The organism is Okeania sp. SIO2F5 (assembly GCF_010692685.1).
GTDB classification, from domain to species: Bacteria; Cyanobacteriota; Cyanobacteriia; order Cyanobacteriales; family Microcoleaceae; genus Okeania; species Okeania hirsuta.
In genome coordinates, this window is the sequence record NZ_JAAHGU010000087.1 from 1 (window position 1) to 22,909 (window position 22,909).

Genomic DNA, 22,909 nt, shown 5'->3' on the forward strand with positions numbered 1-22,909 from the left:
AGAGGGAAGATTTGGGGAGAGATAATACAAAAAATTCAACACTCCTTCAACTGAATTTTCCTCAAAATTAATGCGCGAAAAGACTTGACTACCATAATTATATAGATCTCAAATGGGTTCTATAGAATGGTTAAGTCAGGAGGGGTTAGGGGTGGGTTGACTCCTAAGAAATACCCTAGATATTTGTAGCAAACATTTATCAATTTGGTATTATACAGCATTTGTAAGGGTTAACGGCCGTTAACCCTTACAATATCTGGTAGTTATGTGTCAATCCTAGTGTTATACCTGAAAGCTGATAGCTGATAGCTAGTTAAAAATTAATTCCATTCAGCTAAAACAATTTTTCCAATAGTTCTACCCTTTTCAAGACGTTGATGAACATCCCGTAGATTTTTAGCATCGATCGGTTTGACTACCTCATTGCAAGTTGTAACAATTACACCATCTTCGATCAGTTGACTCAACTCATTAAGTAAATTGCTTTGCTCTGCCATATCTTCTGTTTGATACATGGAGCGAGTAAACATAAATTCCCAAACAAAGCCAGCACTCTTACTCTTCAAAGTATTCATATCTAGCGGTTGTTCGTTTTCGACAATGGAACAGATCGTGCCTTGGGGTTTAATCGCTTTAGTCATAGCTTGCCAGTGACCATCGGTGTCATTCAAGCACAGAATATAATCGACATTTTGATAACCAACTTTATCAATTTCTTCCGCAAGATTATTGCGATGATTGACCACCTCATCAGCACCAAGTTTTTGACACCAAGCGATAGTTTCAGGACGAGAAGCTGTAGCAATAACATTCAGCTTGGCTAACTTTTTCGCTATTTGAATCGCAATAGAACCAACTCCCCCTGCACCATTGATAATTAAAATTGATTTACCCGCATCTGCTCCTTTTTGATCAATATTCAATCTTTCAAATAGAGCTTCCCAAGCAGTGATACCAGTAAGAGGAAAAGCTGCTGCATGAGCAAAATCTAAATTCTGGGGTTTGCGACCAACAATTCTGGCATCCACCAAATGAAATTCGCTGTTGCTACCAGGACGAGTAATATCTCCTGCATAATAAACCTCGTCTCCCGGTTGAAATTCTGTTACTTCTTCTCCAACTTCTACCACAATACCTGCTGCATCCCAACCAAGAATGCGGGGTTCAGATTCAACCTTATCTTGAAGAGAGCGGATTTTATAATCTACTGGGTTAACAGAAATAGCTTTAACCTGTACCAGTAAATCTTTGCCTTTAGCTGTGGGTTTAGGGATTTCAACGTCTAACAGACTATTTTCGTTATCAATTGATAAATATTGAGTTAAACCTACTGCTTTCATAGTTTTTACCTCCAAATTTTAAATATTCAGGACTTACGCACGGACACTATAGCGCTGTACGCAGGCAACAGGCAACAGGCAACAGCTCCGAAAGGGGGAATAAGAGCCGATAATATAGGACTTTTAGCTATTGGGCAGTTCTTGTAATTTGTAAATATGCCAGGGCACATTGCTATAAATCTAGTGATGGTGTTAGCAGATCTTGGCGTTAGCAAATGCCAGAAATTACCTAAAGATGGCGTTTTCAAGGTTAATTTGCGTAAGCACTGAGATTAGCTTATTAGGATCGGGCGTGGTTACTTCTTGAGCTACGCCGGAATAACGTCGAACTTGCCATTCGTGCGTATATAGATGATGCTCTCCTCTGTTGCTTTAGACGAGACTTGATGCACCGACTCTTCCTTCAAGGTGAAATAACTGCCCGGCACCAAGGTCTTGAGATCGGTCTCACTCGTCACTTGGTACTGTGGTTGACCCTGGATTACCACAGCATGGAATGTCGAGCCGTGGCTACGTATCTTTCCAGTAAACCCAGCAGGTAGCTTGACAAAACTTCCGTATAATTGATCGTCCTGCGGGTTGCCCCAAAGAAAAGCTACCTTTGGTCCATTGGCAGAGGCAGGCATTCCGGGCTGATCGATCCAAACAATGTTCGATGGGTCCACATTAATCGGCTTGTCATCGCTAGAAAACGCCTCCTCAGTAGGAAGGACGAGATACGGCCCCTCATCGATCTCTATGTATGCCAGGTTGTTGCTGCCCTCGGCAGCGGTAATGTGCACACCTCCGGCTGGCTGTGTCCAGAAAGAACCCGTCGGCAGCCACATCTTCTCGGCATTCGGGTCATCGTTGTGAACTGTGCCGCTAATGGCCACTCCACGGTAGGTGATATTGTGAATGTGAGGTGGCGACGAGAAGCCGTCCACAAACTCTACGAGGAAGCCTGAAGGCCCGGAGCTAGTGCGATCGCCCCAAAGGGTACCAGCCCTCGGGCTTTGGTCGCCGCGGGCGGGGTTGAGCGGTCCCCACTGGACTTCGGACCTTAAGACGACCTCGGAGGTTGGCTTGGCTGCTGATTCCAGCTCTATGGTTTGGGATGTGACCTGGGAGCTAGTATAAGCGACGATTACGATGCTTATAAGTGCTAGTGCGAGTAATAGAAACGTTCTTATGTTCTTCATTTTGATCATTTTAATTTCTCCAAAAGCGTGAGACTACCCAATCACCATTAAAATAGCTAAAAATGGTAAGTATTTTTGCAAAAATGCAATCATAAAACATTAATTTATTGCCATATTGAAAACACCTATGGCTAATCCTGCTAGAAAAATCTACTTCTTTTTCATATCCAAAGTAATGGCGTAAGGAACAAGCTTTACACAAAGAACCTTTGACGGGAAATTTTTGATCGACACTTGTTTGATGTACTACCAGGAACTTTAACTCTTGCCAATAATGTAGCGTATTTTTACAAATATGAGATGCACTCAATTGGGGTTTGTAGATGTGGGGCGACAACTTTTCAGCCCAATCAACTTTTCCCGTTCTTCGGTTTTTTCTTCTTCTTTCTTCCTTCTTCCTTTTTCCTTCTTCCTTCTTTCTTCTTAAATAAAAACAGTTTATGACAACCAAAATACAATCTCAAAAACTAGAATTTGATGTTAATCCAAAGTGGCAAAGTAAGGGAGATTTACCCTGTATTCAGTCCTCCTCAATTCAAGGTTCAGGAATTGCTTTACGTTCGCTCCACTATCAATATATTCTGACTCAAAAACCGAAAGTAAATTGGTTTGAAGTTTTATCAGATAACTATTTTTGTGCTGGTGGTTTACCACTATTTTATTTAGAAAAAATTCGTCAAGATTATCCTGTCACTTTACATGGAGTAGGAATGTCTTTGGGTTCAACAGACCCATTAAATTTAGATTATTTAACTCGCCTAAAAAATTTAGCAGCAAAAGTTGAACCAGATTTTATTTCTGACCATTTATCTTGGATATCTGTCAGTGGTCACTATCTTAACGATCTAATTCCACTTGTTTATACAGAAAAGGTGATGGATTTTGTGGCATCGCGTATCCTACAAGTACAAGAATTTTTAGGTAGGCAAATTTTGATTGAAAATCCTTCTCCATATTTAACTTTTACAGATTCAACTATGTCGGAATGGGAGTTTATTGAGGGATTAGTAAAAAAAGCTGACTGTTACTTACTTCTGGATATAAATAATCTTTATGTTAATGCTATAAATAATGGAATTGACCCTCTAAAATATCTGGATGGCATCCCACCAACAAGGGTTAAACAAATTCATTTGGCAGGTTATGAAGAAAAGGAAAATTATCTATTAGATACTCACGGTTATCCTGTACATCCTCCAGTTTGGGAGTTGTATGAAGAAGCCTTGGTAAGGTTTGGTAGTGTACCTACTTTAATAGAATGGGATACAGATATTCCAAGTTTTGAAGTGTTAATGGCAGAAGCAAATAAAGCTGAAAAATTATTACAAAAGGTCAGTTGATTAATGGATAATGGATAATGGATAATGGATAATTACCTCTCCCTTTTAGGGAGAAGATTGACCCTTAAGGAAAAAATTTATTTTTTTCCCTTTCAAGGGGAGGCTTTTAACCTGAATTATTTAATTATTTAATTAGAGCTTGCTGATTAAATCTAAAAGCATTTACATATAAAAACTTTAGCTTTTTTTTGGTATAAAAAAGTGCAAATTTTTCAGCTATTCATGCTCAAAAATTTAGTATTTTAGGCTCATAGTTGGGCAGAAAAATCATTCTTACAATTCTTGCTCCTATCTCCTCGCTCATTCCCATTTCTCCTGTCTCCTGTCTCCTATCTCCTGTCTCCTGTCTCCTACCCCTACTAAAAGACTTTTGAGCGCAAACCCTAATTATTAATTATTTGGTAATGGAAAATATTAGTCTACAAAATTTATTTCTCCAAGCTGTATGGAAAAAAGACAGTATTAGTATAGAAGAATTAAGCAAACATATTAAAGCACCAAATAATTTAACACCTGCGGAAAGTTTGGCAATTTACAGGGGTAATGTTGTTGGAAATTTGAGTAATACATTAGTGTCAATTTATCCTGTGTTATGCCAGTTAGTGGGAGAAAAGTTTTTTGAAGCAACTGCATTAAAGTTTATTAATCAGTTTCCTTGTTTATCACCTGATTTGGGAGATTATGGAGAACAGTTTTCAGATTTCCTTGTAGATTTTCCACCAGTAAAAAATTTACCATATCTGCCAGATATAGCACGTTTAGAATGGCATTGGCATCGAGTTTTTTGTGGTGAAGATACAAAGGGTTTAGATTTTCAAGCTTTGGGTGAAGTTCCTCAAGAAAAATGGGGAGAGTTGATTTTGTATTTACCGAAAAATAGTGTTTTATTAGAGTCTATTTATCCTATTCATAGGATTTGGCAGGTCAATCAACCCGATCATCAAGGGGATAAAATGGTAAGTTTAGATGAAGGTGGGGTAAAAATATTTTTGTGGCGACAGGGTTATGATATGCGAATTGATTTACCCAATAATGAAGAATGGGAATTACTAAAGATTTTTCAAGGGAATTATCCATTTGAAATTGTTTGCGAAAAAGTCGCTGATATTGAACCTCAAGTTGATGTGGGTTCATTACTTCCATTGTTTGTACAGCGAGGTTGGATTGATAATTTTTGTGTTAAGAAGGAAGAGGGAAGAGGGAAGAAGGATGAATAAACAGATATTGAAGAAAAAAATAGGTATAGCAGAAGGAAGAAGGAAGAAAAAAGAAGGAAGAAGGAAAAATATTATGTTGTTTGAGTTTTAAGCTTTTGAGGTGTCCTAATCTTTCCTTCGACTACTATAAAAAGTCAAAATAATAGATATAATTATCTAATATCAAGTCTCATTAATTAGCCATAGTAAAAATTACCGAATAATTAATAATTAATAATTAAATAATTCAGGTTTAAAGCCGACCCTTTTAAGGGGAAAAAAGCGGTTGAGGGATGGCGAGGTCCCCTCGCCATATCCAATCAACCAAGACAGCGGTCGATCTTCGGAGCTTCCCGAAGGGTGGGATAGCGATCTTCGGAGCGGGTCTGCAAGAACGGGTCTCCTCGCCATATCCAATCGACCAAGAAAAGAAATAATATTTCCTTATATTCAATTGCGTAACGGTTTTAACCAGAGGTAATTAGGGCTTGCTGATTAAATATCAAAGCATTGACTGATATTGGTTTCAGCCTTTTTTTGCCTTTAAAAAGTGCAAGCTTTTCGGTCTAAAAAGCTCAAAAAGCTAGTATTTTGGGATGATTATGGCAGAAAAATAAAGGGACAATTTTTACTACTACCTCCTCTAAATCCCTATTTCTCCCCTCCTGGGAGGGGTTAGGGGTGGGTTATCTCCTGTCTCCTGTCTCCTGTCTCCTACCCCCACCAACAGACTTTATTCAGCAAACCCTAATTATCAATTATCCATTATCCATTATCCATTATCCATTAATGAAAACGTATTTCATATTAGTAAGATACATCAGTCGCGGGCAAGATGCCCGCACTGGAAACACTTTACCATTCTTATGTGTACCTCATTTACCTGAAATCTGCTGTATATAACTGTTGAAGCGAGAATATTATTTTCGTGCGGAATGCTGCACCAACAAATTTCCCCTTGCTCCCTATTCCCTATTCCCTAAAATGAAAAAATTCCCCTAGAAGGGGGAAATTTCAGAGTAAGCATTCAGCTATTAGCGGTCAGCTTTTAGCTGTTTCATAGATAATGTATATACACTGCTAAGGTCAAGGTCAGTTTTTTTCCCATATTTTATAATTCTCCTTGAATTTTTTAATACTAATTCCTGCTCTCAAGGCAATAAATTAATAGCTGATAGCTGATAGCTGACTGCTGTTTGCGCAGCATTCCGCAGGAAATGCTTACATTTCAGACCCAATTTTTCAGTGAATTTTAACTACGGAATTAATTGACTTACAATAACCTGATAACGTCTATCATCCAACCCATCACCATTGTAAGCAAATTCCGGATCAATCATTTGTTTCATTTGCTCGATCCTCGCTGATGTTGCGGGATGAGTGCTAAGAAAAGATGGTGGAGAACCTTTTTTTAGCAATTTTTCCATAAATGTAATTGCACCATACTGAGCATATCCCGCTCTACCTAATGTTTCAATACCTATTGCATCCGCTTCAAATTCTGCCTCCCTACTTTTAGGCCGACGTAATGCTAATTCTACCCCAACTTGGACAGCAACACTATCATCTACACCTGCTGCAGTAGCTAAACCCTGGGCCAATAATGTCTGACGTAACTGTTTGACTGCATGACGACTAGCAATATGGGCAATTTCGTGAGAAACAACACTAGCTAATTCTGCTTCGTTCTCTGCAGCTTTCATTAAACCAGTATTGATATAGACAAAACCTCCCATAGTGGCAAAAGCATTTATACTGTCATCCTCTACTACTTGAAAAGTATAGGGAATGTCTGGACGGGGACTTGCAGTAGCCAATCTTTGGCCTATTCTATTAATATATTCGTTAGCTGCGCGATCGCGATAAATTTTAAGATTTCTCTGTTTTAATAATTGTTGATTAATTTGTTTACCAAGTTCAACTTCTTGGGGGTCAGACAGGTTAGAAATTTGAATCATCTGAATACTCTGGAAAATTAATTCTCCCCAGGGAATAGCTTGACTGGGAGATGCTGTACCTGCACATAAACTAGCAGCGACCATTACAGATATTAATGGGTATGATACTTGACGAAAGGAAGAACGAGTAATTAGAGATAGTTTTTTCAACATGAGCTTTTAGATTAAAAGGTACTAGTGCCGCTACGTGGAAGTTAAGAGCAAGTGCGTAATTCTGAGGAAACCTCAGAATGTAAGACGCACTCAAGACAGTCATGCATTCAAAAGTTAAAAGTCAATCATTTTTGATTTGTAATTGTTTTAGGATTTTGTCACCGGTCAGTTATAGCGCTGTGCGCAGGCAACAGGCAACAGCTCCGGAAGGCAATAGGGGGAATAAATTGCTGATAATATAAGACTTTTAGCTATTGGACAATTCCTGCAATTTGTAAATATGCCAGCGCACATTGCTATAGCAGAAGAAAGAATTAAAGAAGGAAGAAGGAAAAATCTGACGTTGCCTTAATTTTAATATTTTGATTTGTCCTAACCTTTCCTTCGACTGCTATTTGTCCTAATTTTTCCTTCAACTGCTATTACAAATAAATTAGTGAATGATATTTGGTTGTTGTTGTCATTCACTACAAAAGTTATTGATAGCTTTTCCGCAAAGCTAAAATTTTATTTTACTACCGAAGATAAGGGAGTTTAGCTAATAAAAAACCTCCTTATCTTCATCCATTTAACTGTAAGCATTCAGCAGTCAGCTAGCCTCTTATCCGAGGAAATGTGGACTTCAGCTAGGCTCCTATGGTCGGAACTGCGTTATCAACTTTAAAGGATAAAAAAGCAATTTTATTAAAGCTTAATAGTATGAATCTCTAGTTGAGAATGTAGTAGAAAACGAATGTTTGCTTCATTCATTAAAAAGCTGTTTGCGCAGCATTCCGCAGGAAATGCTTACATTGAACTTATTTTGAAAATAAAATTTTCGTCGAAAAAAATATATAAGTATTACCTAAAATTTACAATTTACCACGTTATTAAAGTCAATTTAATGACAGATAGACAAATCTTTATTTATCGTTACGCTGGCAAATTTTAATGAGATTTATTGTGTTAAATGTACAATTACAAAACTCTATTATTGGTGCTTGGCTAAACATGATATTAAGTGGTAATATCTTTAAGAAGAGATTTTCTAAATGAAAATTATGTGTATTAGACATCTGGTAAAAATCCAAAATAAAATCAATTCTCACACATAAATTATCAGTTATTTCCCCTCCAGGGAGGGGGAGGGGCGAGGGGTGGGTTCCCTACTGTCTACAGCAAAGCTGCCTACTCCCTCTTTTGGAGGAGATGTCTATTACCTAACCATCCTGGTTATCGACAAAAGAGTGGCAATAAATTATACCCAATATCACTTGTAATTATTCGTTGATGAAATTATGAAAATTCTGGATTCTCAAGGACGATTATTTGGTAAAGTCAGTGTCTTAGATGTGGGCGCTGTGTTAATAATTTTAATGGTATTACTGGGAATATTTATCGTTCCTGGTACTAATAAAACTTCTGTTGCTCAAGTGGGTAATATTATTACTAAACCAATGGAAGTAGATGCTATTGCTTTAGGTTTAAAAGGACGGAACCCTGAAAAATTATTAAGGGAAGGAGAGAAAACTCAATTAATTATTAGAAATCAACCTTATGGAAAAGTTGACCTAAAATCTGTGGAATTTATGACTCGAAAAGTGGCAGTTCCTCAGCCTGATGGCTCAGTCAAAGCTTTGCCAGATCCTAGAGATAAAGAACTTTTTAGTCGGAATCTTTTATTAACTTTGGAAGGTAAAGGTAGAGTGACTGATGATGGTCCTGTATTAGGAAATATTAAGGTAAAAATTGGTATGACAATTGAGTTGGAGGGTGCGGATTATAATTTTAATGCTAGTGTGATTGATGTGCGAGTAAGAGAGTAATTTTCTGATTTTATAGAAGTCTAATAGGGTGTGTTTTGTTCCACAAAATATCTGGCCTGTGCAAAATACACCTTGAAGAAGGAAGAAGGAAGAAGGAAGAAGGAAGAAGGAAGAAAAAATGGATGGGGATAGTCTTCGACACGCCACTCCGTGTCTTATAACCCCAAGCAATTGTTAACACCCTGTAGAGGGTGGGGTATTAAACCAAAAATAAAAAGATAATTTTACAGCGCAATTCATTTTAGGGTGGTGGTGCATAGTAATGGTAAAAGAAGTGTGGGGAGATGGGGGATGGGGAGTGTGAGAAAAATTAAAAAATATATATCCTCACCATTACCATGCAGGACTACCCATTTTAGTAACTACAAAATTCTTTTGAGTTAGGGAGTAGCGGTGCGACCCCGCGTCGGTGACAGACGCATCTGGTAGCGCACCAAGAGAGGGAGTAGGAAAATACTTTGGCCACTGTAGTCTATCTATTTGAAAATCACTACAATTAAAGTCTCGATGGAATGAACAAGCAAGCTAAAAAATAGAATACAGATATTAAGGGGTAATAATAGACAGAAAAGGCATCTAAATTTTCTGGAAAAATGACCAAAACTATGAGTATAAAAGAAGAAAGCGATCGCTTGATTAACAAATTTCTAGCATACGTGACATACTCCCACACTAACCTGACGGTATAGTGTGGGCTTCTCGTTTCACAGTCCCGGTATCCCGTCGGACTCCACGAGCTTTAAGAACGAGATGCCCCACCGCTCTTTTTGCACATAAAAAACTGCTCACCTAGTTCCGGAATAAGATTTTACGTTTTCCCACAGTTGACTAGGAATTCGGGCTAACAACCCCATATCCTATTAAATTTTCATGGTTCATTACTGGCGACGATTAGCTCAAACCAGCATAGTTCAATGATAACATAAAAATTTGTAAATTAATGGGACAATGCCTTCTTACTTCTTACTTCTTCCTTCTTCTTTCTGAAAATAATTAAAGTTTTGATCAAAGTATTTACTTATGTCTAAAAATAATTCTCTTATCGGAAAAATTCTACATCAACGTTATCAAATTATTGAAAAATTAGGCACAGGTGGTGGATTTGGTGAAACTTATATTGCAGAAGATTTAGATATGCCGGAAATTCCCAAACCAAAATGTGTTGTTAAGAGGCTAAAACCGACACAAAAAAGTTTAGAAGTTCAGAGGTTATTTGAGCAAGAAGGTAGGATTTTAAAAAAATTAGGTTGCCATGCTCAAATCCCAACTTTATATGCTTATTTTGAAGATGAAGGAGAATTTTTCCTAGTTCAAGAACTGATAGTAGGTCACGATTTAACTAGAGAAATGAATTCCTATTGGAGTGAATTTCAAATCATCAAGTTTTTAACGGATATTCTGGAATTACTGAGTTTTGTTCATCAAAATAATGTAATTCATCGGGATATAAAACCGGCAAATATTATGAGGCGAAAAACTGGTAGGAAATTAGTATTAATTGATTTTGGAGCAGTTAAAGAAGTTAGTACAATAGTAGTTGGTAATTCTGGGCAACTTACTAGCACTATTACCATTGGAAATCGTGGTTATATGCCTGTAGAACAAATACAAGGTAGGCCCCAATTTGCTAGTGATATTTATGCCGTTGGAGTAACTGCAATTCAAGCTTTAACAGGAAAACCTCCCCAACTATTTCCCCTAAATAGCTATGGAGAAATAGACTTTAAAAAACTCTTTTACTTTTCCGATGTTAGTAATGAGTTAGTTAATTTTTTAATGAAAATGGTGAATATTCACTGGCCTCTACGCTACCTAGACGCTAAAGTTGCTTTGGAAGAATTATCGAATATTACATCAATTTTAATAAGAGTGAAAAAACACGATATAGAACTACCTTATGGTCAAGTTCCTTTAAATTCTCCTTTTTATATTGAGCGATCGCCTATCGAATCAGAATGTTTTCAAGCTATTGTTAAACCCAACGCATTAATTAGAATTAAAGCGCCTCGACAAATGGGAAAAAGTTCTTTATTATCCCGAATTTTAGCTCATTCTAGTCAGCAAGGTCATCGAATAGTTGATCTAAATTTTCAAACTATAGATACGGAATTTATCGAAAACTTAGACAAATTTTTGCAGTGGTTTTGTGCAAGTATTAGCGAAAAATTGGGTTTAGAAGAACAGTTAGAAAAATATTGGAAAAAAGTCTTGGGAGTGAAAAAACGGTGTACAAAATATTTTGATAAATATTTGCTCGCTGAAATTAAAGCTCCCATAGTTTTAGGATTAGATGAAGTTGACAAAATTTTCCAAAATCCCGGTATAGCAACAGATTTTTTTGCCTTATTAAGAGCTTGGCACGAACAAGGTAAAAATAATCCTGATTGGCAAAGATTACGATTAATAATTGTTCATTCTAAGGAGGTTTATATTCCTCTGAATATTAATCAGTCTCCCTTTAATGTGGGATTAGGAATTGAGTTGCCAGAATTTAATTTAGAACAGGTAAAATATTTAGTAGAAATACATGGTTTAAAATGGTCTTTAAATTGGTCTGAAAAACTAATGGAAATGTTAGGAGGCCATCCTTATTTAGTACGTCTAGCACTTTATCAAATTGCTAGTGAAAAAATTACTTTAGAACGACTTTTAGAACTGGCAGCAACTGATGAAGGACCTTACTATAATCACTTACATCCACATTTGTTGAACTTGCAAAAAGATGAAACTTTACAGAAGGCAATGACAAAAGTTGTTAATGCAAAAACTCCTGTGGAAATTGGTACAATTGAGGCTTTTAAATTGCGGAGTATGGGATTAGTTAAATTTCGGGGAAATGCTGTGGTGCCTTTGTGTAGTTTATATAGAGAATATTTTCGAGTTCATTTTTGAAGAAGGAAGAAGGAAGAGGGTTATACCGTTTCACGGAAATTAAAATTATAAGTTATAAATCAAAAGTCAGAAGAATTAGGAAGTAAAAACTCAATGATGGGACTTTAGTTTATCATTTTCTTTGTGGATTTAATACCCCACCGTCAACGGGGGTGTTCAAAATTACTTGGGGGAGCGTAGACGCGGAGCGGCCCTTCGTTGACTATCCATAAGTAATTTTCCTCCTGTCTCCTGTCTCCTGTCTCCTGTCTCCTTCTTCAATATACCATTTTGAAAAAAGAATGTTACGAATAGTAAGAGGGATAAAAATAATTTTCAGGAGACATCCCTTTGACAAAAAAGATGATTTCCAACCTAAAAAGTGGTATTGAAGCAATTCCCATACGACTCCTGACTCCTGACTCCTGACTCCTAAAAAATCCCCTAGTTATTTGTAGCAAACATTTATCAAAATGGTATTATACCAATTCCTAAAAGTAACACTATACTTGGGTAATACTTCAGTTATTAATTAATCACAACAGATAGAATCACTTTTTTGCTAAAAATAGCCCAGTTAATATGAATTATTCTTACTTTTTACTTCTCCCCCACCCCTCTACTCCCCTACTCAACAAAATGTAGAAAAGTTTTTGAGAAATGGTATTAGTTGATACGTTGTAATTCCTCAGCAATAATCTCTTGCATAACACTCTTAATTTTTGGGTTGAGTACCTGAGCTGTTCTTTGCATAGATTCTTGAAACAATTGTGGCATAAGTTCAATAGTTTTTCTTCCGGTTGGAGTTTGATAAAATTCAATTAATGTCTGCAAATCTTCTTCTGTAAAATATTTATCATAGATAGGATAGTAAACTTCTTCAACAATTTGTTGATAGCTAATACGTTCGAGAAACATCTGATTAGATTTCCGGATAATACTGGTTGTTTCTTGGTTGAGCTTATTTGTAATTTGTTGCCTTTCTTCGGGAGAAAGTTGTTGATTTTCAACTAATTCAGAAGTTAAAATAGAACTGAATTGTTGTTCCATTTGAGACAACATAGCTCGAATTACTTCTTGAAATGTTTTTTCGCCTCCTATAAGTTCCAAATATCGATCGATCAGTTGTTGTTTTCTTGTAGAAGTTTTCTGGGATACTCTCAGATTAGATTCAGAATAATTAGGAAAAATTTGAGGGTTAGAAACTTCAGAATTTAGGAAAAACAATGATGAAGTTAAACTAATTAGGAATATTTGTTTTAACATGAGTCAAATTAAGTTAATTTAAGTTGATTAGAGGTAGACGTATAATCAAAAATGAAGCCTTAACTCCAATATTTTCTTTTTCTTGATTCTAATACCAAATTCACGCAAAGGCAGTTACATCTTAATTTGTGATTTCTTCTTAAAAGAAAAAAATATAAATTCCATAAATTCTAAAATTTCCACCTTTTTTCCTCTTTAATATTTATGTTTTTCTTTCTCTGTTCCCAGCTCCGGTGTTCCCAGTTAAGTGTGTCCTCACCCTTTGCAATATTTTATGAAATTGGTATAATAATTATAACATAATGATTTTTTTGCAAGGTTTAATTATCAATATTTTAGGAAGCAGAAAAGAATCAAAATAAAAAGAATAAAAATAGGTGTATCTTATTGATGAATATCATACTCTAATAAATTGAGACGGAGCTAACCTTTGAGTAGCTTGAGTAGGGCGATCGCCAAACTCAACAAGCTAACTAGGGCTTGCGTATGGAAAGTCTTTTTGCTCTTTGTAGGAGACAGCTATACTGGAGAAATGGATCGGGAGCGAGGAGGTAGAAGTAAGAATTGTCCCTAGATTTTTCTGCCCAACTATGCGCCTAAAATACTAACTTTTTGAGCGTTAATGACTGAAATAGGCGCACTTTTTTCGACCCCAAAAAGGCACTTTTCTTTATATGTCAATGCTTGTAGATTTAATCAGCAAGCCCTAACTTATACCAATTTCATACAATATTGCTATGATGCTTTAGTCTATTGGTGGAAATCTAAAGATTAATACTTTAATACCAAATTCACGCAAAGGCAGTTACATCTTAATTTGTGATTTATTCTTAAAAGAAAAAATTATAAATTCCATAAATTCTAAAATTTCCACCTTTTTTCCTCTTTAATATTTATGTTTTTCTTTCTCTGTTCCCAGCTCCGGTGTTCCCAGTTAAGTGTGTCCTCACCCTTTGCAATATTTTATAAAATTGGTATAACTAGCTGTCAACTAAAAGCTTTGATCTATCAGGTTAGGGTGGGAATTTCTATCCACTTCTTGCTTCTTGCTTCTTCCCTTTTCCTTCTTCAAATTAACTATGAATAATTACGAATACTACATCGGTGGAAGTCTGCCAATTCATGCCAAAACTTATGTCAAAAGACAAGCAGATGAAGACTTATATCAAGGTTTAAAAAATGGAGAATTTTGCTATGTATTAAACTCCCGGCAAATGGGAAAATCTAGCTTGCGAGTCAAAACAATGCAACGCTTAAAACAAGAAAATGTTGCCTGTGTCAGCATTGATATGACAGAAATTGGCATTTATGATATTACCCCTTCAGAATGGTACGCCAGTATTATTGATACTATTTTAACTGCCTTAAATTTAGACGATGATTTTGATATTGAATAATTTTGGGAAGGCAATAACAAACTTTCCAATATCAAACGGTTTAGTAAATTTATTAGTCAAAACTTATTGCCTTCTATTTGCCAACAAATTGTAATTTTTATCGATGAAATAGACAGTACCATCAGCCTACCTTTTAACATTGATGACTTTTTCGCACTTGTCCGAGATTGTTACAATAAACGGGCAGATAATTCTGATTATCAAAAGTTAACTTTTGCCATGATTGGAGTCGCAACTCCCGCAGATTTAATTAAAGATAAAAAACGTACTCCTTTTAATATTGGTAGAGCCATAAAATTAACAGGTTTTCAGTTAGCTGAAGTCGAACCATTAGCACAAGGTTTAGTTGACAAAACTACCAATATTAATAAGTTGATGGAAGTAATTTTAGATTGGACCGGAGGCCAACCATTTTTGACCCAGAAAGTTTGTAAATTAATTCAGGATAGTCCAGAAATTGTACCAGATGACCAAGAGGCAGAATGGGTCGCCAATTTGCTCAGACAGAGAATAATAGACAATTGGCAAGTACATGATGACCCAGAACATTTAAAGACAATACGCGATCGCCTGTTGGTGAATGAAAAACGGGCGAGTCGGTTATTAGGTCTGTATCAGCAGATTTTAATCACCCACACTTTAGAACTGAGAACTCAGAACTCAGAACTCAGAAGCGATACTCCCCACACTTTAGAACTGAGAACTCAGAACTCAGAACTCAGAAGTGATACTCCCCACACTTTAGAACTGAGAACTGAGAACTCAGAACTCAGAAGTGATACTCCCCACACTTTAGAACTGAGAACTCAGAACTCAGAACTCAGAAGCGATACTCCCCACACTTTAGAACTGAGAACTCAGAACTCAGAACTCAGAAGCGATACTCCCCACACTCCCAATATTCCCCTCCTGGGAGGGGTTAGGGAATCCCACATCCAGGCAAATGACAACCCCAACCAAATGGAACTCCGTCTTACAGGTATAGTAGTAAAACAGGAACAGCGGTTGCAGGTTGCTAACCGTATTTATCAAGAAGTGTTTAATCTCCAGTGGGTAGAAAAAGAGTTGGAAAAGTTGCGTCCCTACTCAGAAGCATTTACTGCTTGGGAAGAGTCAGGATGTAAAGATGAGTCGCGACTGTTGCGGGGTCAAGCATTGGCAGATGCTTTAGCGTGGTCTGTGGATAAAAGTCTGAGCGATCGCGACTATCAATTTTTAGCTGCTGCTCAAGAAGTGGAGAAACAGGCGATCGAGTTGGAGAAGTTGGAAGCACAGGTAAAGTTGGATGCTCAGTTAAAGGCAAATCAGATATTAGAAGAAGCGAAGCAGATAGCAGACCTGAAGTTGGCAGAAGCAGAAGCAGTGGGAAAAAGTATTACTTCTAAATTATTGTCTAACTCTGGCAAATATTTTGAAGGGTTGTTGCAAGCATTGAGAGCGGCGAAACAACTACCACTCGCTAGGGAGATATTCCAACCCCAGGATGAGAGCAAAATGCAGATAATAGATGCTCTGAGTCAAGCTATATATATAATAGATGATGGAAAGTACCGAGAACTTAACCGTCTTCAGGGGCATAAGAATTCGGTCAATGGTGTAGCATTTAGTCCGGATGGAGAAACTATTGCTTCTGCAAGTGAAGACAAAACAGTAAAATTGTGGAATCATCAGGGGCAATTATTGCAGACTCTCACCGGCCATGAGAATTGGGTCTATGGTGTAGCATTTAGCCATGATGGCCAGATGATTGCTTCTGCAAGTGATGGCAAAACAGTGAAGTTGTGGAACCAACAGGGGAAATTATTGCAGACTCTCATTGGCCATAATAACTGGGTCTGGGGTGTAGCATTTAGTCCAGATGGAGAGACTATTGCCACTGCAAGTGCTGACAAAACGGTAAAACTGTGGAACCGTCAGGGAAAATTATTGCAGACTCTCGCCGGGCACGAGGATGATGTCAATGGTGTAGCATTTAGTCCGGATGGCCAGATGATTGCTTCTGCTAGTTGGGACAATACTCTAAAACTGTGGAACCGTCAGGGAAAATTATTGCAGACTCTAACAGGGCATGAGGGTTATGTCAATGGTGTAGCATTTAGTCCGGATGGCCAGATGATTGCTTCTGCTAGTTTAGATAAAACAGTAAAATTGTGGAACTGTCAGGGGCAATTATTGCAGACTCTAACAGGGCATGAGGGTTATGTCGATGGTGTAGCATTTAGTCCGGATGGAGAGACTATTGCCACTGCTAGTGGTGACAATACAGTGAAATTGTGGAACCGTCAGGGGAAATTATTGCAGACTCTCACCGGCCATGAGAATGAGGTTAATGGTTTAGCATTTAGTCCGGATGGAGAGACTATTGCCACTGCTAGTGGTGACAATACAGTGAAATTGTGGAACCGTCAGGGGAAATTATTGCAGACTCTCATCGGCCATAAGAACTGGGTCTTTGGTTTAGCTTTTAGTCCGGATGGAGAGACTATTGTCACTGCAAGTGCTGACTATACGGTGAAATTGTGGAACCGTCAGGGGAAATTATTGCAGACTCTCATCGGCCATGAGAATTCGGTCTTTGGTTTAGCTTTTAGTCCGGATGGAGAGACTATTGCCACTGCAAGTGCTGACTCTACGGTGAAATTGTGGAACCGTCAGGGGAAATTATTGCAGACTCTCACCGGCCATCAGAATGAGGTCTGGAGTGTAGCATTTAGTTTGGATGGAGAGATGATTGCCACTGCAAGTGCTGACTATACGGTGAAATTGTGGAACCGTCAGGGGAAATTATTGCAGACTCTCACCGGCCATGAGAATGAGGTCTGGGGTGTAGCATTTAGTCCGGATGGAGAGACGATCGCAACTGCAAGTCGTGACAAAACAGTAAAATTGTGGAACCGTCAGGGGAAATTATTGCAGACTCTCACCGGCCATGAGAGATCCCTCAGAGGTGTAGCATTTAGTCCGGATGGAGAGACGATCGCAACTGCAAGTCGTGACAAAACAGTGAAATTGTGGAACCGTCAGGGGAAATTATTGCAGACTCTCACCGGCCATGAGAATGAGGTTAATGGTGTAGCATTTAGTCCGGATGGAGAGACGATCGCAACTGCAAGTCGTGACAAAACAGTGAAATTGTGGAACCGTCAGGGGAAATTATTGCAGACTCTCACCGGCCATGAGAATGAGGTCTGGGGTGTAGCATTTAGTCCGGATGGAGAGACGATCGCAACTGCAAGTCGTGACAAAACAGTAAAATTGTGGAACGTTTGGAAATTCGATCGCCTCCATGAATGGGGTTGCAACTGGATGCGCGACTACCTCGAAAATAACCCTAATGTCAGTGAAAGCGATCGCCATTTGTGTGACGGTGTTACCAAAATATCCTCTGAGCGTTGACAATTAGACATCTCCACCAAAAGAGGCAACAGGCAACAGGCAACAGGCAACGGGCAACAGGCAACAGGCAACATGGAGGAATAATTGATAATCTATTCCGCAACAGGCAACAGGGAACAGGGAGGAATAATTGATAATCTATTCCACAACAGGCAACAGGCAACAGGCAACAGGCAACAGGCAACAGGGAGGAATAATTGATAATCTATTCCGCAACAGGGAACAGGCAACAGGCAACAGGGAGGAATAATTGATAATCTATTCCACAACAGGCAACAGGCAACAGGCAACAGGAAACAGGGAGGAATAATTGATAATCTATTCCACAACAGGCAACAGGCAACAGGCAACAGGGAACAGGGAAGATCAAGCAAAAAACAACAGTTGTTGATTAGACTTGTCGCTTTATAACTTAAAAATTCCCCAAAAACCTTGTTCTGTAAGGATTGTAGCTATTGGATGGCAAAAATGCTGGGAATTATTGCTCTGTCTAGGTTAGAGTAATTTTTTCCCTTTATTTAGCGACAACTCTATTATTTCAATTTATTAATAAGGGAAATAATCATTCTGCTTTCTTCTTTTAGTTGATTTATGATAAATTCAACGTCATTAAACGTACATAATTTTATCCTTACGGATAAAAGAAGATGTGTCTCTAATTCATTTACAGAACCCTGGGAAATATTTAAAAATCTAGCATAATCTCCTGACGATCTTCTTCCATAACCGTTCTTAGAAACCTATGATTATCTATAATAAATAATCTGTTCTATTCTTGCTTCAACCTGGCAACGTCGGCGTTATCCAGTCCACAAGCTGTCACGGTCGTTCGCGTTAGCGTTGCGGAGCAAACTGACCGCCTGAGCTAAATTTAACGCTGCGTTCAAGTCTCTATCGCAGCTAAAATTGCAGTGTTCGCAAGTGAAAGCGCGCTCTGATAACAACAGAGACTCTTTTACAGTTCCACAGTTACAACAGGTTTTAGAACTGGGAAACCATCTGTCAACAATGGTTAAGGATGAGCCGTATAGTTGACATTTGTACTCTAGCTGCCTACGAAACTCGTAAAAACCCATATCAGCAATAGCCTTAGCTAGCTTATGATTTGCCATCATTCCTGATACATTTAAGTCTTCTATTACTATTTGGCTGTGATTCTTGGCTAAGTAAGTAGTAAGTTTATGCAATGTATCTTTTCTGATATCAGCTATTTTGCTATGTAGTTTAGCTATCTTAAGTTGCGCTTTTTTCCAATTATTGGAAAACTTGACTTTATGTCGATTCAAGTATTGCAACCGAGAAAGTTGAGCTTCTAACTTTCTATAAGATTTGGCTCCAGGAAATACTTCGCCAGTGGATAATGTTGCTAAAGATTTTATTCCTAAATCTACACCAACTACATCTACTGATTTTTCAGTAATTTGAGTTTCTGTATCTGTCTTGAAACTAATAAACCATCTATCAGCTTTCCTGCTAATAGTTACAGATTTAGGAGTTACATTATCTGGTAAAATTTCATAAGTTTTCACCCATCCAATTCTTGGTAATTTAATCTGATTAAAACCAACTGTAATTGAACCATCTAAAGTAAAGCTATCATCTTTACCTTTTTTCTTGAATTTAGGTTGACCAGACACTTTGGTAAAACAGCGTTTCCAACTATTGGATAAATACCTCAAAGCATACTGAGGTGCTGTTTTAGAAACCTCGTAGTACCAATAGTTATTTGGTTTAACCATTGCTACCAAAAGTTTATGGAGGTCGATTGCAGTAGGAAATTTAAGCTTACTATCAGGATTATGCTGGTTATGGTTTAAGATATTTTTAGTTAACCACAAACCCCAATTATAAGCATGACGCGCTACACCCGCGTGTTTAGCTAGCAATGTTTTTTGGTGGTTATTTGGATGTAACTCTGTTTTGAATCCAAGTAGCATAAACAGATAATCCTAGATTTTAATAGATAATACCAGATTTTAGCCAACAGTTACAAGCCCTCTGCAATATTTGCAGGTATAGAAACAGAAGCTCTTCTTATTTGTTGAATCATACCATAAGTCTCTTCTTTAGGAATTTTTTTTGTTAGTAAATAACATTTTTCCGCAATTATCATTCCTTTTTCCCAAATTTTTAAATCTTTAAAGTCTTTGATGTCAGACATTATTTATTCCTATATGAAAATATTCTGTTGCCCGTTGCCTGTTGCCTGTTGCCTGTTGCCCGTTGCCTGTTGCCTGTTGCCTGTTGCCTGTTGCCCGTTGCCTGTTGCCCGTTGCCTGTTGCCTGTTGCCTGTTGCCCGTTGCCCGTTGCCCGTTGCCTGTTGCCCGTTGCCTGATATTTACTATTTAGTTGCAACTACTGCTAAATTCCAAGCAAATCTTTTCATTAAAGGCAATTTTTTTAATACCCCATCTAATCTTTCTAATTTCCGATACATTGGTTCTAATCTTTGATGTTCGATAATAATTTTTTTCCAATAACGTTCTTTATTTGGATCGACTTTTTCAATTAAATAAAACCTTAAAAAAATCCACAAAGTTGCCAACCAAAAAGTATCGTAAGCTGTTTCTGAATAGAGAGATTTAATAAAATTAATAAGATTAATATCCAGAGGCATTTCATCCTCAGTTCTAACCTTTGTAGCAATACGTCGATAAACATTAATCACAGGATTATGTTTCAACGGGTCCCAAAAACAAGCTTTACCACCAGGTTTAAGAACACGGTGCATTTCTCTAATTGCTAACTTGGGATTTGGTAAGTGGTGAAGTAAATTAGAAGCATAAACAAAATCAAAAGTATGATCGGGAAATTCTAAAGCCATTGCATCCATAACTTTACCCTCAATTTGTACCCCATTTGTTTCAGCCAACTTAACAGCAACATCCACCATTCCAGGAGAATAATCAGTCGCCACACACCGCGCTCCTTTTTTAGCAAAATAAACACTATTTTCCCCTGCACCACAACCTAAATCTAACAAATATTTATTAGTTAAATCCCCCATTTGTTGGAGAATAAATCTATTTTCTGGAGCAGTACAACTTTCAAAATAATCAACTACTCGAATACCTTCTATATCAATAGTTGATGCCCAGATATCGTGGAATTGTCTTTCTTTAGCTAATATTTTGTCTTGCATTTTTTTCAGGAATTCAGAATAATATATGGTATAAAAATAGAGAATATTTTAGCATAATAAATGCTTTATAGTTTTGCTGGTTGGGTTAAGGAAAGTTAACGCAGGTTATCAAAATAACATTGGTCTAAAACCCCGCTTTTTAAGAGGTTGTCTGAAAAGTCTCATTTGCTACATCACGCGCCCCCCAAATCCCCCGTTCAACAAAAAGCGCAGCATCCTCTGGCTTCCCCCTTTCCAAGGGGGACTTTTACCAGTTAATAGATTCTTGTTCCGTTCTACTAAACTTACCCAAACTTACCCATGAATGATTGCATGAGCTTTGGAGCTAGCTTCCTGTTTCCCAGAATACCACTGACTATTGTCTGCAACTTATCTTCTCCACAGGCTTCAAATCGGTGGGAACTCCACCTACTGACTTACATAGTTTTCTAGGTTGACAGCAGCATTAAAGTCTCTGTCAGCAGTAAAACCACAGGCACTACATTCATACGTCCTCACACTTAATGGCATTTTCTGTTGATGCCCACAGTGAGAACATATTTGAGAACTTGGATAAAATCTATCAGCTATGACTAATTCACTACCATACCATTCACATTTGTATGTAAGTTGACCCTTGAACTCATAAAACCCACAGTCTGCTATGGCACTTGCTAGTTTATGATCTCTTGGTGCGCTACCAGGTGCGACTGACGTCGTCGCGGGGTCGCACCGCTTTTTGAGCATTCCACTGACATTCAAATCCTCAATTACTATGGTGCTGTGGTTTTTAGCTAACCATGTTGTGAGTTGATGGAGTTTGTCTGCTCTGATATCAGCTACTTTTTTGTGAAGTATGGCAAGTCTTTTTACGGCTTTGGCTCTGTTTTTAGAGGCAAATTTCTTTTTGTTGACACGGCGTTGATAACGAGTTAGTCGTTTTTTGGCTTGCTGATAGGCTTTAGGGTTGGCAAAGGGTGTGCCATCGCTACAAGTTGCTAAAGTATTTATACCAACATCTACACCGATAACATCTCGTTTTTTGGCAGTATGGGTTGGTTCATTATCATATTTAAAGCTGATGTACCAATTATTTGCCCGTTTAGATATTCTCACATTTTTGACTGGTACGGAAGGTAAGATTTCGTAAGTTTTTACTATTCCTATTCTTGGTAGTTTTATCTTGTTTCCTTGGCAGATTTTAATACTTCCTTCTAGATAAAAACTATCTTTTTTCCCTTTTTTCTTAAACTGCGGAAATCCACGTTGAGGAATCGTCAAAAAGTTTTTAAATGCCCTCTCTAAGTCTCTTAATGCTTGTTGAGGGGCACATTTCGATACCTGATAATACCAGGGATTAATTGATTTAACCTCAGCAACTAAACGTTTATGTAGGGTGATAGCACTAGGGCGTTTCTTTGTTTGTTCGTATTCAGAAATGCAAGTTGCTAATCCCCAATTATAAGCATGACGGGCTACACCAGCGTGTTTAGCAAGTATTGTTTTTTGTTGATTATTAACTTTTAATTTAGTCTTGATTGATTGCATTTCAATTTATTAGCCACCTCTTTGAATAGTTGAATTAAGTTAGACATCAATCTAGTATATCATAGTAAATGTCTATTTATGTTGAATTTTATCCAATTATTTTGATACTGTTGATAGCCCCCAGAATTGGGGGGTTAGGGGGGCAAAATTCAGTATATTTTTGGAGAGTTGCTCAAATCCCCGTTACAAAAATAACTTCTGACCTATGACTTCGTTAACTGTAGGATAAACCCAACAGACACTTAATTAGGACTTACGCAGATACGCTATATATAGTACTCATAACTATTGGACAATAGTTACTGGACTCTATACACAGTGTCTTTGCGTAAGTCC

14 protein-coding genes and 3 pseudogenes are annotated in these 22,909 nt (G+C 37.6%); 6 read left to right on the plus strand and 11 right to left on the minus strand.

Going from position 1 to position 22,909, the window contains the following annotated elements:
- Positions 1-320 precede the first annotated feature (320 nt).
- From F6K27_RS22210 to F6K27_RS22220, 3 genes are all read right to left on the minus strand, one after another.
- Positions 321-1,340 carry a zinc-binding alcohol dehydrogenase family protein gene (locus F6K27_RS22210; RefSeq protein WP_287279500.1) on the minus strand — a complete coding sequence of 340 codons (1,020 nt, stop codon included), beginning with the start codon at positions 1,338-1,340 and terminating at the stop codon, positions 321-323.
- Positions 1,341-1,648: 308 nt separating this feature from the next.
- Positions 1,649-2,530, minus strand: coding sequence for a DUF4437 domain-containing protein (locus F6K27_RS22215; RefSeq protein WP_287279501.1), 882 nt, complete (start codon positions 2,528-2,530; stop codon positions 1,649-1,651).
- A 1-nt stretch (position 2,531) separates the two neighbouring features.
- The gene (locus F6K27_RS22220) at positions 2,532-2,972 is read right to left on the minus strand and encodes a hypothetical protein (RefSeq protein WP_287279502.1); all 441 of its coding nucleotides are present in this window, start codon (positions 2,970-2,972) and stop codon (positions 2,532-2,534) included.
- On the opposite strand from F6K27_RS22220, the gene F6K27_RS22225 reads away from it, so the two are divergent.
- Positions 2,962-3,861 (plus strand): DUF692 domain-containing protein, encoded by a 900-nt coding sequence (locus tag F6K27_RS22225; RefSeq protein ID WP_287279503.1) that lies wholly within the window; start codon positions 2,962-2,964, stop codon positions 3,859-3,861. The two genes, F6K27_RS22220 and F6K27_RS22225, sit on opposite strands and share 11 nt — an antisense overlap.
- 404 nt (positions 3,862-4,265) lie before the next feature.
- Positions 4,266-5,078 (plus strand): DNA-binding domain-containing protein, encoded by an 813-nt coding sequence (locus F6K27_RS22230; protein WP_287279504.1) that lies wholly within the window; start codon positions 4,266-4,268, stop codon positions 5,076-5,078.
- A gap of 1,235 nt (positions 5,079-6,313) precedes the next feature.
- Here the strand turns inward: F6K27_RS22230 and F6K27_RS22235 are convergent.
- Positions 6,314-7,168 carry a M48 family metallopeptidase gene (locus tag F6K27_RS22235; RefSeq protein WP_287279505.1) on the minus strand — a complete coding sequence of 285 codons (855 nt, stop codon included), beginning with the start codon at positions 7,166-7,168 and terminating at the stop codon, positions 6,314-6,316.
- 1,277 nt (positions 7,169-8,445) lie between these two features.
- On the opposite strand from F6K27_RS22235, the gene F6K27_RS22240 reads away from it, so the two are divergent.
- Both F6K27_RS22240 and F6K27_RS22245 read left to right on the plus strand, forming a co-directional pair.
- Entirely contained in the window at positions 8,446-8,973 is a 528-nt protein-coding gene (locus F6K27_RS22240) for a DUF4330 domain-containing protein (protein WP_124143048.1), read from the plus strand.
- Between the two features lie 1,020 nt (positions 8,974-9,993).
- Positions 9,994-11,865, plus strand: coding sequence for an AAA-like domain-containing protein (locus F6K27_RS22245; protein WP_287279506.1), 1,872 nt, complete (start codon positions 9,994-9,996; stop codon positions 11,863-11,865).
- 645 nt (positions 11,866-12,510) lie between these two features.
- Here F6K27_RS22245 and F6K27_RS22250 read toward each other — a convergent pair.
- Entirely contained in the window at positions 12,511-13,110 is a 600-nt protein-coding gene (locus F6K27_RS22250) for a DUF2059 domain-containing protein (protein ID WP_287279507.1), read from the minus strand.
- A 1,079-nt stretch (positions 13,111-14,189) separates the two neighbouring features.
- On the opposite strand from F6K27_RS22250, the pseudogene F6K27_RS22255 reads away from it, so the two are divergent.
- Together F6K27_RS22255 and F6K27_RS22260 are read left to right on the plus strand one after the other, a co-directional pair.
- A pseudogene (locus F6K27_RS22255) lies at positions 14,190-14,936 on the plus strand (AAA-like domain-containing protein); the annotation flags it as partial.
- 81 nt (positions 14,937-15,017) lie between these two features.
- Positions 15,018-17,903, plus strand: a pseudogene (locus tag F6K27_RS22260) (hypothetical protein); the annotation flags it as partial.
- A gap of 533 nt (positions 17,904-18,436) precedes the next feature.
- Here the strand turns inward: F6K27_RS22260 and F6K27_RS22265 are convergent.
- From F6K27_RS22265 to F6K27_RS22290, 6 genes and pseudogenes are all read right to left on the minus strand, one after another.
- Positions 18,437-18,622, minus strand: a pseudogene (locus F6K27_RS22265) (four helix bundle protein); the annotation flags it as partial.
- An 81-nt stretch (positions 18,623-18,703) separates the two neighbouring features.
- Complete coding sequence (locus F6K27_RS22270; protein WP_287279283.1) at positions 18,704-19,840, minus strand: RNA-guided endonuclease TnpB family protein; 1,137 nt, start codon at positions 19,838-19,840, stop codon at positions 18,704-18,706.
- 50 nt (positions 19,841-19,890) lie between these two features.
- Entirely contained in the window at positions 19,891-20,064 is a 174-nt protein-coding gene (locus tag F6K27_RS22275; RefSeq protein WP_287279282.1) for a four helix bundle protein, read from the minus strand.
- Positions 20,065-20,073: 9 nt separating this feature from the next.
- Positions 20,074-20,259 carry a hypothetical protein gene (locus F6K27_RS22280; protein ID WP_287279281.1) on the minus strand — a complete coding sequence of 62 codons (186 nt, stop codon included), beginning with the start codon at positions 20,257-20,259 and terminating at the stop codon, positions 20,074-20,076.
- Complete coding sequence (locus F6K27_RS22285) at positions 20,246-21,046, minus strand: class I SAM-dependent methyltransferase (protein WP_287279280.1); 801 nt, start codon at positions 21,044-21,046, stop codon at positions 20,246-20,248. Before F6K27_RS22285 ends, F6K27_RS22280 begins: the two co-directional genes overlap by 14 nt.
- 408 nt (positions 21,047-21,454) lie before the next feature.
- Entirely contained in the window at positions 21,455-22,573 is a 1,119-nt protein-coding gene (locus F6K27_RS22290; RefSeq protein ID WP_287279279.1) for an RNA-guided endonuclease TnpB family protein, read from the minus strand.
- Positions 22,574-22,909: the final 336 nt, after the last annotated feature.

Excerpts from the sequence above, each read along its gene's own strand:
- F6K27_RS22210 (WP_287279500.1), bottom strand. The coding sequence starts at position 1,340 with ATGAAAGCAGTAGGTTTAACTCAATATTTATCAATTGATAACGAAAAT.
- F6K27_RS22235 (WP_287279505.1), bottom strand. The coding sequence starts at position 7,168 with ATGTTGAAAAAACTATCTCTAATTACTCGTTCTTCCTTTCGTCAAGTA.
- F6K27_RS22290 (WP_287279279.1), bottom strand. The coding sequence starts at position 22,573 with ATGCAATCAATCAAGACTAAATTAAAAGTTAATAATCAACAAAAAACA.
- F6K27_RS22285 (WP_287279280.1), bottom strand. The coding sequence starts at position 21,046 with ATGCAAGACAAAATATTAGCTAAAGAAAGACAATTCCACGATATCTGG.
- F6K27_RS22230 (WP_287279504.1), top strand. The coding sequence starts at position 4,266 with ATGGAAAATATTAGTCTACAAAATTTATTTCTCCAAGCTGTATGGAAA.
- F6K27_RS22225 (WP_287279503.1), top strand. The coding sequence starts at position 2,962 with ATGACAACCAAAATACAATCTCAAAAACTAGAATTTGATGTTAATCCA.
- F6K27_RS22215 (WP_287279501.1), bottom strand. The coding sequence starts at position 2,530 with ATGATCAAAATGAAGAACATAAGAACGTTTCTATTACTCGCACTAGCA.
- F6K27_RS22245 (WP_287279506.1), top strand. The coding sequence starts at position 9,994 with ATGTCTAAAAATAATTCTCTTATCGGAAAAATTCTACATCAACGTTAT.
- F6K27_RS22240 (WP_124143048.1), top strand. The coding sequence starts at position 8,446 with ATGAAAATTCTGGATTCTCAAGGACGATTATTTGGTAAAGTCAGTGTC.
- F6K27_RS22250 (WP_287279507.1), bottom strand. The coding sequence starts at position 13,110 with ATGTTAAAACAAATATTCCTAATTAGTTTAACTTCATCATTGTTTTTC.
- F6K27_RS22270 (WP_287279283.1), bottom strand. The coding sequence starts at position 19,840 with ATGCTACTTGGATTCAAAACAGAGTTACATCCAAATAACCACCAAAAA.
- F6K27_RS22275 (WP_287279282.1), bottom strand. The coding sequence starts at position 20,064 with ATGTCTGACATCAAAGACTTTAAAGATTTAAAAATTTGGGAAAAAGGA.